Raw genomic sequence first — 13,929 nt, 5'->3', positions numbered from 1 at the left:
ATGCAACACCATTTAAAAAATATGCCACAGTTATAAAATAAAAACCTCTTAAAACAAGGGTATAAAGAATTACTTTCCCAAGTCTATCGGAACCTATATCTTTTATGATCAATCGTATTATTTTTTTTGAATAGGTACGTAGAAGCCGAAACGGTAGCCGTTTTAATAGCTTCATAAACAATGCGCCTCGGTCATTTTTAATCCAAAATACAATCCCGATCATACCGAAAATCAAAAAAATTGAAATCCATTCCATGGTAAGATTTCCAGTTGCCATCCCAGCACCCAATGCCATAAAACAAGCTACCATAAATAAATCAGCACCTCGTTCAATAACCATGACACCTACCCCATAATTAAAAGGATAATTATAGATATTTCGTAAATAAATCAATCGAGAGACTTCTCCCAATTTAGCAGGGAGAATCATATTTAAAAATCCCCCAACAACAATTGATTCAAAAGATGCCATCAAAGAACACTGATTACGTGTTAAATAACGCCATCTCATCCCTTGTACGAAATCATTAAAAACTAATAATGCTGCTCCAATCCCAAGCGGTATAATTCCATATTCATAGATTGACTTTGAAAACTGCTCAAAATCAATTCCAGACACTATATAATACACTATAGCGCCCATTAAAATTGTTTTTAACAGAAAAATTATCCATTTTTTGGAAGATTGTGTCATTTTGATATCTTTATAGGTGAATAATTATTACCAATTCTTTTAATAATTTTTGCCGGTACACCACTGACAACACAATTGTCTTCAATATCTTTTGTTACTAATGCATTAGCGGCAATGATAACGTTACTACCAATCACAACCGGACCGATTATCCTTGCACCTGCTCCTATCCATACATTATCACCAATAATTACTGGGCCAGGGAGAACAGCATCTCTCATCATCACACCCTCAATATCATACACATGTGCTGCAGAAATAATAGACGAATTATGTGATAACATTACATGGCTTCCCATTTTTAATCCATCACAATCAATCCAAGTATTACTCCAAAGGCTAATATGAGAACCAAAAGATGCAGTCGATACGTCACCCGCGAATGTAACGTTATGCATCACTGCTATATTATCTCCGACCGAACCAAATAACCGTATTAAAAACGGATAGCGTACCGCTACTCCAAGATATCCAGGGATCCCACGTGTCCATTCAAATAACTCTTTGAGCAAAAACCGTGGAAATAAATACAATACTCCGCTCATCGCTAATAACATCGGCTTTGCTATTCGGAAAGCTTTCTCCCCTTTATGCCATATTCTATCACTCATAAAAAACCTTTTTATTTGGAAATCAAAGAATGCAATGTATGTGAATTACGTGCTACTTTTGCAATGGTGTTCAAAGGTGAACCGATACGGGCAAGATAAAAAGCCAATACGAGCGGTGATATTTTACTCGAATAACTACGCAATGTGTCCGATAAATTTAACAGATCAAAAGGATGTACATAAATAACACGTATTGGAGAAGGATCAAACTTAGTTCCAATTAAATTAATCCACTTTATACCTGCAGGAAATCGTCCATATATAGTTGAAACAGGAATTTCTGGTATCAAACCAAATTCATGCTGTCGCTCTTGATACCGCCCCTGCAAAGAAGTGTTTACAGAGCTTGAGTCATACAAAAATTCTAGTTCTGAAAGCACCTCTTCCGTATAGCGGTTTTTACGAAACTGTGGCGTCCGGAATCCCACAACTTTCACACCCAATGCATCTTCAAGAGTTTCTTTTGAAGAACGTATCTCCAAATGAAGTTCATCACGAGAAAGTGTATCGTATTTCAAATCATGATGAAAGCCATGAGAAGCAATTTCATGCCCTGCTTCCACAATCGTACGAAGCATAGGTAATGTTTTTGCTACTGTTTCAGCCGATACAAAAAATGTTGCTTTAGCATCTACTTTTTGTAATGTCTCTAATAAAGGTAAGGTAACTTGATCAATTGCCTTACTTTCTTTGACTCTTCCGCCCCAATCAAATTCATAGTCGATTGTTATCGTCGTTGTCATGAAGCAACCCTTCTCGTAATCGTAAATTTGCTCCCCACATTTCACGTCGAATGGTACTAAGCTGATCGGATAAAAGCGCGAAAACAAAAAGCATGACCGAAGCGATAAATAGTGTTAAAGTCGTATCTGTCATATCAACGGTTATCAAATCTCGTAATAAAGAAAACGCTGTCAATCCACTAAAGAAAAATACCATTGGCAACATCAGGCGAAGCGGCTTAAAAATCATCCCCATTTGCATGACTTTCAAAATAGCACGCAATCCTGCTTTAAAATTAACAGAACTTGTCCCTTCTGTACGTTGCTGAATATTGATAGGTGTGTATAAAATCGGCTTGGTATCAGAGAGATATGCCAATGTTTGCGAAGTTGTGAAGCTAAACCGATCAGAACAAACATGAAAATAACGCATAGTTTCAGTTCGACTAAAAACACGGAAACCTGAGTTAAGATCTTTAATATCATACTGAAACAAAAAATTAGCGAGTCTATTGAGAACCATTTTTCCAAGAACCCGTTTTTTTTGGGTCTGGGTAATTTTTCGTGATCCAACGACCATCATCCCAAGTTCATACCCTTCAAGCAGTTTCGGTACATCTTCCGCAAGATGCTGTCCATCAGAATCCATAATGATAATCGTATCATTTTTTGCATGTCGGATTCCCGTTTTTAGTGCAGCTCCGTATCCTTTATTGATTTTATGTTCAGCCAAAACAATAAACTCAATTCCGCGAAGAATTTCCCCACTCTTGTCTTTAGAGGCATCATTAACACAGATGATTTCATATTGTCCGGCATAACCATAAGTATTCAGTTCATTATAAAGAGTTTCTAAAACTTTTTGGATAGTTTTACCTTCGTTATAAACCGGAATGACAATAGAAAAAGACTTTTGAACCGTTTTACTCTCCATTACAGCCGCCCACTTATCAGTGCTTTATCTAAAACACCTTTAATATCATAAATAATTTTAACATTCGCTTCCGGATAAACATAATCTTTAAAAGCATTATGTGCAACAGCTAAAACGATTGCATCATACTCATCAAATACTAAAGACTCATTATGAGACAAAAGATCCAACCCGTATTCATGTTTAACTTCTTCACTATCTGCCCAAGGATCATATATATCGACTTGACACCCGTAATCTTTTAATTCATCAACCACATCAACGACTCGTGAATTTCTGATATCCGGACAATTTTCTTTAAAAGTAATACCCAATACCAAAACACGTGAACTTTCAATTTTAATTCCACGTTTAATCATCATTTTAATAATTTTATTAGCGACAACAATACCCATATTATCATTAATACGGCGTCCAGCTAAAATAACTTCAGGATGGTAACCAAGACTTTCAGCCTTATAGGTAAGATAATAAGGATCAACTCCGATACAATGTCCTCCCACTAGACCCGGTTTGAACTTAAGAAAATTCCATTTTGTTCCTGCAGCCTCAAGAACATCCAATGTATCAATACCCATACGGTCAAATATCAGTGCCAGTTCATTAATAAAAGCAATATTAACATCACGTTGACTATTCTCAATAATTTTTGCTGCTTCAGCTACTTTGATCGAACTGGCTTTAAAGGTACCTGCTTCAATAATTGTTCGATAAAGCGCATCTACTTTATCAGCAATTTCAGGGGTACTGCCCGATGTTACTTTTAAAATTTTGCTAACGGTATGTTCCTTATCTCCCGGATTAATCCGTTCAGGGCTATATCCGCAATAAAAATCACGATTAAATACCAATCCACTCTCTTGTTCAAGCAATGGAACACAATCTTCTTCCGTACATCCTGGATAAACTGTACTTTCATAGATAACAATATCACCTTCTCTTAATACTTTTCCCACCGTTCGACTGGCAGAAAGAACAGGACGTAAATCAGGTTTTTTATGTTCATCAATCGGTGTCGGTACAGTTACGATATATATATTTGCATCTTTTATATCATCCGTATTAAATGTATATGACAGCAAAGGGATATCTTTCAATTTATCATCTTCAATTTCAAGCGTACGGTCAAATCCGGAACGAAGCTCTGCAATCCGTTTTTGATTGATATCAAAACCTATCGTCGAAAACTTTTTGCCAAATTCAACGGCTAACGGTAATCCTACATATCCTAAACCTATAACGGCTATTTTTACATTTTCTAACATACTATCACGTTCCTTTATTGTTTATAACACAAGATTGTATCCATAATTATTTTAAATTTTCTATATACCAAACTATAGACGCTTCAAGACCTTGCTTAATCGTGTGTGTTGGTTCAAATCCAAGTAATACCGAAATAGCATCGATATTGGCATTTGAATGCCGTATATCCCCTGCACGAAAATCACGGTAAATCGGATCAACTTTGACAAACTCCTCATTATGAACTGCTAATTCTCCCACAATGGCATGGTATAACTCATTCAGTGTATTTCTTCCACCGACCGCTGTATTAAAAGCACGACCAAATGCTTCTTCATTCTCAGTCATTCCTGCTAAAATATTAGCTTGCACAACATTTTGAATATAGGTAAAATCACGACTGGTTTCCCCATCACCGTTGATAAATACGTCTTCTTTCTTAATTAATGCACTGACCCATTTAGGAATAACAGCGGCATAAGCTCCATCAGGATCTTGTCGTTTTCCAAATACATTAAAATAGCGCAATCCAATCGGTTCCATACTATAACAACGGCGGAATACCCCTGCATACAATTCATTTACATACTTCGTAACCGCATACGGAGAAAGTAAATTGCCCGTTCTCGATTCCACTTTAGGCAATTCTTCCGAATCACCGTACACTGATGATGATGAAGCATATACAAACCGTTTAACACCATTATTTTTTGCTGCTGTAAGCATATTTAAAAAACCGGTAACATTAGAGTGATTCGATATAATCGGATCATTGATAGAACGAGGTACCGAACCTAAAGCTGCCTGATGCAAGATAACATTTACCCCTTCCGTAGCGGCTAAACATTGTTCATAATCACAGATATCACCTTTTATAAATGAAAATCTATTCCACTGCTCTAGTGTAACACATGCTTGAATATCATCAAGATTGTGTTGATAACCCGTTGAAAAGTTATCAAGACCTCGAACACTCTGGTTAAGTGACAGTAATGTCTCTACTAAATTTGACCCAATAAATCCTGCACATCCCGTCACGAGCCATGTTTTTGGATTTGCTAGTAATATCTCTTGAATATCTTTATATACCATCATCTTCCCTCTTATTTATGAATCTGCCAAATATCGCCGCAGTTTCGGACCGACACCATCAGCAATCAATTTAGGAATACGCTTCCAAACTTTTGAAACAAAAGAATATTTAGCATAAATATTCTCCTCTTTCTCTTTAAAATAGGCCAGTCCAACCGGTTTAGCTCCCATTTTTTTCTTGAATTGATACGTTCCACCACCATAAGGGCTTCGCCCGCAATCAAATATTTTCTTTCCTTTATCAAACGCACGAAACATTGCATCACGGTAAACAACTTCATTTGCAAATGTATCAGCAAAACGGCGATCAGATGCTGCATATGGATTCCAAGCAATTTCCTCATCATAAACAACTAAAAGTCCTGCAGCCGGTTTACCGCTGACGTATGCTACAGTAATTTCGATTTCGATTTCATTACCTACACAGACAAAAAGTTCTTTAGACAAAGGAGGTGTCCCCAAACGATACATTGTCAATCTATACAACGAATAAAAATCTTCTCTCAATTTTTCTGTCCATCCAATTTGAACGTCCATATTATATTCCAGTGCTTTGCGCAAATTTCGACGTTTTGTCGAATGAAATGCTGAAACAATTTTATCGTGACTCTCACCTCCGATCCATTTACGCATAGTTACCGGTTCAAACGGCTTAAATATTTGCTTTGATGGATCCAATGCACGTATGATGTATTTATTATCTTGTGCCTCTGTAATCAAACGGTTGGCTTCTTCTTTATGAATATCAGTATAAGTCAAACCTGGAACATACGCAAGAGTGTAACCGATTCCCAATGAAGGAACAGCTAAAAAATTTCCAATTTCCTTATATCCATAAAACTTTTGATACGCCAATTTCCATTTTTTGACAAATGCAGGAGTTAAAACCATATTCATGTGATGTTGTCCGGATTTATTCATGATACTACACTCCTACACTATACAATTATACTTATGAATCAGCAATATATTTCCGAAGCTTAGGTCCTAGAACATCAACCAATCTTTTAGGTAACCTCTGCCAAATTTTGGAGGCAAGAGCATATTTACTATAAATATCTTCATCGATATCTTTTAAAATACTCACTCCAATGGCTTTAGCACCCAACCTCTTTTTAAAATTATAGGTTCCACCTCCATAGGGACTACGCCCGCAATCAAAAATTGATTTTTGCTTATCAATCGCATGAAAAATAGCTTCTCTATAAACTGTTTCATAGGGAAATAGCTTCGAATAGTGCAAATCTGCTGCACCATAAGGGCACCATGCAATATCATTATCATAAACAATAAGTAAAGCCGCAGCCGGAATATTATCGATATAAGCTACCACAATATCGACTTCAATGTATTTTTGAAGAGTTTCAATTAGCCCTTTGGCAATCGAAGGTGAACCATGTCGATGCATCGTACTCGTATATAGATAAAAAAAATCATTCAACATTTTTACATCATTCCCAATTTTACAGACGACGCCACTCTCATCAGCTCGCTGCATACCACGCCGTTTATTACCATCAAACTTGGCTAAGACCTCTTCTTTTGTTTTTCCGGCAATTCCTATACGCATGGTAACCGGTTCATCTTCTTTGAAAGAGCTCTTTAGCGGGTCTAAAGTTCGAATTGTAAAATGTTTACCCGCTGCTACATTTAAAAGTTGCTCCGCATCTTGTAACGTTACATCCGTATAGGTCAATCCTGGGAGATAAGACCATGTTGTTTTTCCACTCAACGAAGGGACTAATAAAAAATTTCCTTCTCGTCGATATCGGTAAAACGCTTCGTATGCCTTTCCCCATTGTTCTACAAAATGAGTTGAAAAAACTTGCTCAAATTCCATTTATTATTCCCTTAGTATCAGCTTCATTTTTTGATCCATTAAAATTATTTTCTTCAAAATAATCTGTTTTTAAATGCATCACTTTTTTCTTCTTAGCATCTTCTTCTAACTTTTTCATATAGTGTTTATTATCCATTTGATAAATAATACAATGTTCAGATTCATAATAAACCTTTAATTTCTCAGGATGAGATAATTGGTACATCATCAGCCATGTCTGAAAGTTTTCCTGAACTTCAGGTCGCCATTTATAATACCATTCACCAAGTCCTTTATAATCATGGGAACGGGTTTCAACAAAGAAAAATATGGTAGGAGTCGGAATCCGTAAAAAATGTTCATAAGGCTCATAATCACGTAAAAAATCCTGAGTATTGACATGGTAACCTTTGGTCAAAACTTCAGCATATTCTGGGTTATAGGATACGATTGTCCATGTATACGGCTCAAAATCTTGTTTAATTTGATAGGTACTGTAGGCAAAATCTGAGTATTCCATATCGTTGAGCTCTTTCCAAAATTTGGTTGTTTCAATCCATTTTGGAGCGATCCATGCAATCATCACTGCACCAGAAAAGGCAATTAACACAACTATACCACGTATAACGTTATATTGAACTAACCGAGTTAAAGGAAACGCGATAAACCAATAAAACAAAAGTGCTGCGATGATGGACCATGACAAAAGCACAGCTTCTAAGTTCCGCGATGGGTCAACCAGTTTCGGAAGCCCAAGAACCGTAGCAAAATAGACAAACAAAACACCGATTGCTACAAGTGCATAGGCACCTATTTCATAACGTCTGCGGAAAAATACTGATATAGAAAACAATACTAACACCACTCCGGCAAAAACCAAAAGGGCATGAGAAGGGAGAAGAAGCTGTAAATGTTCAAACTCCACCACATCTGTACCAAGCTCGACTTGACCGGCACCAGCTGATTTACGAAGTAATCCAAGCTGCTTCAAAGTACTATCGATAATAGGTGCCGCCGCACCGATATTCCCAAGTCCCCCATATTCTAAAATTGATACTAGCCAAAGATTACCGATAACTGCTGCGGATACAATCGCTGTAAGTCCTAATTTTAATTTTTGCCAAGTTAGTTTTCCATTTACAATAGCCCATAATGTGATTGGGATACTCGCAGCGACCAGATAAAATGCAATCCCACCGTGGAAAGTAAAAACTAAAATTAGAGTAACACCGTACCACCATACATATTTTTTCTCATCACTGGAAAAAGCTTTGATAAAGAAATAGAGGTTTGGAAGAAAAAACATATATGCAAGTTCATAAGGAAGTCCGCACGAATTTCGTGAATAAGGGACAATTCCGTATAAATCTGTATTATCATCAAATACAATAGGCCATGGCAAATGAAATTTTAACCCTAAAAATTCAGCAACTTCCGGATTGGTTGTTAGGTACGGATGCCCGACAAAATTAATAATCCAAGGAGTCATTAGAACAACCCCTATAAAAAAGACGGCAAATACACCTGAAGCAGCCGAATCGGTAAATTTTTTGACAAAATAGAAAAGACCGAACATTAAAAACAATACCGTAAAAAAAGGATAGAGGCTAAAAACAACATGGATAGGTGAATTGGTTATATTGGAAATAAAAAAAACAAAAATTGTTGTCCCATAAAAGTCGGCCCCTGCTGTTTTACCGGCATAGAAAAGCTCTCCCTTATACAGAAATGAAACCCACTCAAAAAATTGAGCCGTATCAGGTGCACCGTATGAAAAGGTTAAAAATCCTCTTAAGGTAATTAAAAAAACAGGATACATGAACAGTGTGATCAAGACGCTTTTCTCAAGCGCTAAAACCCATGAGAATGTGTTGATTTTAGCCTGTATAGCACCCCGAACCCGTTGTTTATTATTTTCTATATAGCCAGGAAGATTATCTAAAATATTTAAAATCGTGGTCATAAAGTGATTATGTAGCTTAAAAAAATAGATAGAGAGTGTAATCTTGTGATAATACTTCATCATCACCAGTTTAGTTAGTACTAAAACAACTAAAAATAAAGGAAAGCTGTAGATTCCCAAAAGAAGCATAAAAGGAATCATAATTTCAATATAAATAAGCATATACAAAACGTTAAACATAACCTTATCGGACCAATCTTTTATTCCGATTTGTGGAAATATTTTAGATGGAACCCAATAAAAGAAGAGAGCTATCATGATTGCCATTTTAAAAAAATTGGGAATCAATACACCAAATACCCACGGTGTAGAAACATAATCTATATACTGCATATCTCTTCTTTAATTAGTATTTTTACTGTACATTATTATTTAATAGAGGGAAAGATTTTTTGACCTTTACGCTCTAACACCCATCCAAGCAATTTCCAACGAAACAGCTCACCATCTTCCTCAGCATTCCAATACTGCGATGGAACCATAGTGATGATCATACCTTTGCCAAAAAGAGCATAGGAAGCATAGCTGCTCCCTTTTTCATCTACCAATAGAGGTGTTGCATTAAGAATCGGATAAGACTCAATAAAACTGGTAGGTTTAAAAATGACTTTCTCAATACCAGTCAATTGCGAAGCAGATGCCGCTGCTTTTAGTTTGAGTGTATTTGTCTCATAATTGACCATATCGCTCGACGCACTATGAAATACACGATGAGATACCGGTAATCCAAATATGCTACTACCCTCTTTTGAAAAAAGGCTCATGGTTTTAGCATCATCAATACCACCGCTAGGATAAAATGTTTCAAAACGACTTGTCCACAATCCTGCTTCACACCATAAAACTCCACCATTTTCTACCCATTGTCTTAACAATTTCATATTGCTAGATGAAATATTATACGCTTTTGAAACATTCATCATAAAATCATTTTCTAACTTTCCGGCACTTGAAATTCCCATACTCTGAATATGGATAATATCATACGAAGCCGGTGTTTCAGACAATCGTTGCCAATCTACTTTATCTAAACCAACAGCTTTCCATGATCCATTGATATCATCATAAAAGTTGGGTAAAAATTTTCCTTTGTACTCAAATGAGGCCTGTGGTGAGACAAAAGGAAATTTTTTAAAAAGATCATAATACGTCCATTCATTCATCGGATGTATTCCATTTGAAGGAAGGGCATAGATAATGACCGATTTTTCAGCCAATAATTCTTTCTCCATTTTTTCAAGAGACTCATTTTTGGTTGAACATCCCACCAAAACAATTATTTGGACCGCCAATAAGATGACAAAAGCGATACGCTTCATTTTTAACTCCTTTAATAAGCTGAATAATAATAATAATCCAAATTTTTGAAGAATTTTCTCCCAAAACGGATAACAAACAGCCAAAAAACAATTGACCCAACCAATAACCCAACTGTCGCATATTGATAACCTAACATTCGACTTAAAAGAAGTCCAACTAAAAAATTGACTATAAGACCAAAAATGATCCCTTTTAATACCGAAATATAGCGTGAATATGAAAAGAAAAACAAAATATTAGTCAATGCATTAGCAACAAAAGCATATGAGATCGCCGCAAAAATAAAAATCATTGGTGTCGGATCAACAAAAAAAACATCGATAAAATCCCACTCGGTATTTTGCTGTAATAACCGAATACTCCAATAAACCAAAAGAATCACAAAAACTGCTATAATAAAAAATATAATATTAAATTTTATAAAAAATTTACTGTAAAGACGATTGAATTTACGAGCCTCAAAATAAGGGTGAGAGATGATATCCTCATTAACCCTATACATAAATTCATAAATGATAACTTCACTCAACCCAATAAGCAAAATCAAAACGATCAACGCCCAATCTAGCCCAATTTCATCACGAACGTTAAACCAGATATAATAAGGCTGAAATGGAATAGCACTCCATGCCAAAAGACGATCCGTAACCAAAAACATAAAGTAAAAAGTCCCATATAACATATAAGGATTCAATGAATAAAACAGCAATGAAAGTCTCGGTTCTGCATCACCTTCTTTTTCACGACTTTTTTCAGTTAATTTTTTTACTCTACGAAAAGCATCAAAAAACACAACAATATCTGTAATGATTAAAGAAATGATTTGAGAATAAATAATACCTAAATGAAAAATCAAAGAGTGGCACAGATACACTAGAAAAATTCCGAGAAGTACGTAAAAAGAGATTGTCCCGTATAGCTCCATCATATAAAAAATGGCAAAAGTAGTAAACAGCAGTGACAATAAAATATAATACACAAACATGTGAAACAACATGTCGGTCGGTATCAACTGAAAAAAGAGGTTAAAGACTAAAACTAAAAGACCGACAATAGCGATTTGAACCACAAAATAGCGAAATAATTTCTTAGTAATTTTATATGCTAGATTATACTCTTCCATCTTTATATAGAAAAGCCCTTTACGCCCTATTGCTTGTGCTGGGCCTCCGGTAACCACCAATGCGGCAAAAGTCCCCATTGCAATCGCTGTAGCTGTTCTAACATCCAATTCCAAACTGGACCAAATTCCATAACCAATCACTAAAGTAAAAAATACTTGCAAAAGCATAGGTAATGCAAATGCCATACCTTCAAGATAATTTTGTATAATCCGCTTCACTTTGGAGGGTGGTACTTCCAATTCAAATGTTTTCACTTCATATTTATAATCTTCAATGAATGGTGTCAAATATCGACCTAATTCAAAAAGATCCGCTGCATCGTGTTCTGCTGCATCAACATCCCGCAATCCATAAATTTCTAATAATGCCGTTACTTCCCAATTATTTAACGGTTTACCTTTCTCAACAACAATTTGTTCATACAATTCACGCCATGCTTTAACTTGTTGCAATATCTTTGGATCAGGTCCTATATAAACCGCTTCATTCATATTGTTATTCATCTTTACTATTTAATAATTCAGATAAATCATCTTGCAACTCTAACTCATCCGGTTCAACTGGACTTAATTTACTACCATGATTGCCTATTATTGCCGTTGACTCCATCTCATACAAACGCTGATAAAGATGCTGATAATTTGTCACGACATCATTAATCGTAAATCCACTCAGAATATGCTCACGAGCTGCAATTCCCATCTCTTCAGCCATCACTTTATCGTTTAAAACCAAAAGAACTTTTTCTGCAAATTGCTCATAGTCTTTAGGTCGAACAACAAAGCCGAATCCTTCTAGAACTTCTTTCGTCCCCCCTACATCGGATGAAACCATCACTTTTTCACAAGCCATAGCTTCAATGACAACAAAAGGAAATGCTTCTGAAATACTGGTCAACATGACAACATCTCCTTCATTATAAGCTTCGGCAGGATTACTTGTCAAACCGGCAAAAATAAAATTACTTTGCACATCCAGTGTTGTTACCAAATTCTCACATTTTTCATAATAGCCATCATCCAACTTTGGTCCATACATTTTAAATAATACATCAGGTATCTCTTTGGCGACCAAAGCACATGTATGGATAAAAGTTTCTATATCTTTAAGAGGATCAATACGTGCAACCATCACGACGGTAGGTCGCCCAGAACGGACAACGTCAAGCCGTTTAAAGCGATCTGTATCAATTCCATTATAGATGGTATGAATACGATCTTCTTGCGCTCCCCATTTAATTTCCCAACGCTTATTATAATCACACACAGGAGAAATAACATCCGCATGGTAGTAATTCATCCGTGCAACCATCGTAATCAAATTCATTAAAAATTCTTTTGTACGAAGAGGCATCTTAATACGTGACGCTTGTAACAGCTGCTCTCGTATGTAAATACCGTGTTCAGTAAGTAAAAAGCGGCTTCCATGAATTTTTTTCGCTATTACGCAAGGTAAGCCACAAAATGCTGCAGCTGATGAATGGTAAATATCTGCTTGAGGAACAGGAGGCAATAAAGTAATAAAAAATCGAAATAAATATCGCAATGCTTCAACCATATCATAAACCGATGGAACATCATCTACTACATCTATATAAATCTCTTTAATTTTACCTTTAAAAGTATCCCAAACTAGCTTTGATCGAAAAGTAACATGATAATCATACGTTTGAAAAAAATTATAAAAATCAAAGATAACATCACCCAATTTATCCATATCCGTTTTAATATTATAAACAAAATCAACTAAATCACTAAAAATTGGTAAAAAATGTTCTTCTATAATTGCATCTGTTGTTCTAAGTTTTCCATAAAATATGGAAGCAAACTTTATATCCCTAACATATTCAGTGGGTTCTTCTGTTCCCCATAACGGAACTTTAACCATATCGACAACATTGGAAGGGAGCTCATATTTTAATTTTACATAGGGATGCATCATGATAGGCATCAGTGTAAAATCGATATGGGAAAGATTTTGAATCAAAAGGTGTGCCCATACACTAACACCCCCAACTTCAAATGGGTATGTACCCTCCCCACTCATTACAATATGTATCTTTCCCCCATTTTCATTCATTGATCCAAACCACCGGTAAATAGTTGCAATTCATACATATTACGAGTTTGACGAGACTGTACAGCAATAAGCTCTTCTTCAATCTCAAAAACTCTTTTCATACTAATAGCATACACAGAATAAGGATCAAGTCCATTCTCATAGCGGGAACGAGCGATTTTGGATTGACGTTCTGCAAGCTCTTTTTGAACCATCAATAACTGTGTTTCTCGTGCTTCTCTCTCATTATTAGCATATAAGGTATTAACTCTTAAAATCACCTCTCGCTCTGCTTGAAGTAAATTATTCTTTTCTTTTAACGCTTCAACTGTTTTTCTCTCAACTTC

General features: G+C 35.8%; 13 protein-coding genes. All 13 read right to left on the bottom strand.

The features are described from left to right. The coding region (locus tag WA010_RS05685; protein ID WP_422556178.1) for a lysylphosphatidylglycerol synthase transmembrane domain-containing protein at window positions 1-694 on the bottom strand (694 nt) is incomplete at its 3' end. Then, window positions 691-1,305 carry an acyltransferase gene (locus tag WA010_RS05680; protein WP_422556177.1) on the bottom strand — a complete coding sequence of 205 codons (615 nt, stop codon included), beginning with the start codon at window positions 1,303-1,305 and terminating at the stop codon, window positions 691-693. The genes WA010_RS05685 and WA010_RS05680, both read right to left, overlap by 4 nt. Before the next feature lie 11 nt (window positions 1,306-1,316). After that, complete coding sequence (locus WA010_RS05675; RefSeq protein ID WP_422556176.1) at window positions 1,317-2,048, bottom strand: polysaccharide deacetylase family protein; 732 nt, start codon at window positions 2,046-2,048, stop codon at window positions 1,317-1,319. Further along, window positions 2,020-2,961 (bottom strand): glycosyltransferase family 2 protein, encoded by a 942-nt coding sequence (locus tag WA010_RS05670; RefSeq protein ID WP_422556175.1) that lies wholly within the window; start codon window positions 2,959-2,961, stop codon window positions 2,020-2,022. Before WA010_RS05670 ends, WA010_RS05675 begins: the two co-directional genes overlap by 29 nt. Beyond that, window positions 2,961-4,226 (bottom strand): Vi polysaccharide biosynthesis UDP-N-acetylglucosamine C-6 dehydrogenase TviB, encoded by a 1,266-nt coding sequence (tviB, locus tag WA010_RS05665; protein WP_422556174.1) that lies wholly within the window; start codon window positions 4,224-4,226, stop codon window positions 2,961-2,963. The genes WA010_RS05670 and tviB overlap by 1 nt, the downstream gene beginning before the upstream one ends. A 46-nt stretch (window positions 4,227-4,272) precedes the next feature. Beyond that, window positions 4,273-5,301 carry an NAD-dependent epimerase/dehydratase family protein gene (locus WA010_RS05660; protein WP_422556173.1) on the bottom strand — a complete coding sequence of 343 codons (1,029 nt, stop codon included), beginning with the start codon at window positions 5,299-5,301 and terminating at the stop codon, window positions 4,273-4,275. 12 nt (window positions 5,302-5,313) lie between these two features. Further along, window positions 5,314-6,219, bottom strand: a complete 906-nt coding sequence (locus WA010_RS05655) for a GNAT family N-acetyltransferase (RefSeq protein WP_422556172.1) — start codon at window positions 6,217-6,219, stop codon at window positions 5,314-5,316. Between the two features lie 31 nt (window positions 6,220-6,250). Further along, window positions 6,251-7,138: a GNAT family N-acetyltransferase gene (locus tag WA010_RS05650; RefSeq protein WP_422556171.1), complete on the bottom strand. Its 888-nt coding sequence runs from the start codon at window positions 7,136-7,138 to the stop codon at window positions 6,251-6,253. Beyond that, the gene (locus WA010_RS05645; RefSeq protein WP_422556170.1) at window positions 7,128-9,413 is read right to left on the bottom strand and encodes a hypothetical protein; all 2,286 of its coding nucleotides are present in this window, start codon (window positions 9,411-9,413) and stop codon (window positions 7,128-7,130) included. Before WA010_RS05645 ends, WA010_RS05650 begins: the two co-directional genes overlap by 11 nt. Before the next feature lie 35 nt (window positions 9,414-9,448). Beyond that, complete coding sequence (locus WA010_RS05640) at window positions 9,449-10,399, bottom strand: hypothetical protein (protein WP_422556169.1); 951 nt, start codon at window positions 10,397-10,399, stop codon at window positions 9,449-9,451. 11 nt (window positions 10,400-10,410) lie between these two features. Beyond that, a complete protein-coding gene (locus WA010_RS05635; protein WP_422556168.1) occupies window positions 10,411-12,015 on the bottom strand; it encodes a hypothetical protein in 1,605 nt (534 codons plus the stop codon). Window positions 12,016-12,019: 4 nt separating this feature from the next. After that, a complete protein-coding gene (pelF, locus tag WA010_RS05630; RefSeq protein ID WP_422556167.1) occupies window positions 12,020-13,603 on the bottom strand; it encodes a GT4 family glycosyltransferase PelF in 1,584 nt (527 codons plus the stop codon). Beyond that, the coding region (locus WA010_RS05625; protein WP_422556166.1) for a TolC family protein at window positions 13,600-13,929 on the bottom strand (330 nt) is incomplete at its 5' end. The genes WA010_RS05625 and pelF, both read right to left, overlap by 4 nt.

Origin of the sequence: Sulfuricurvum sp. (genome assembly GCF_049305995.1) — a bacterium.
In the GTDB taxonomy this organism is placed as follows: domain Bacteria; phylum Campylobacterota; class Campylobacteria; order Campylobacterales; family Sulfurimonadaceae; genus Sulfuricurvum.
The sequence above is the reverse complement of the archived record's forward strand: the minus strand, read 5'-3'. Positions and strand labels throughout refer to the sequence as shown.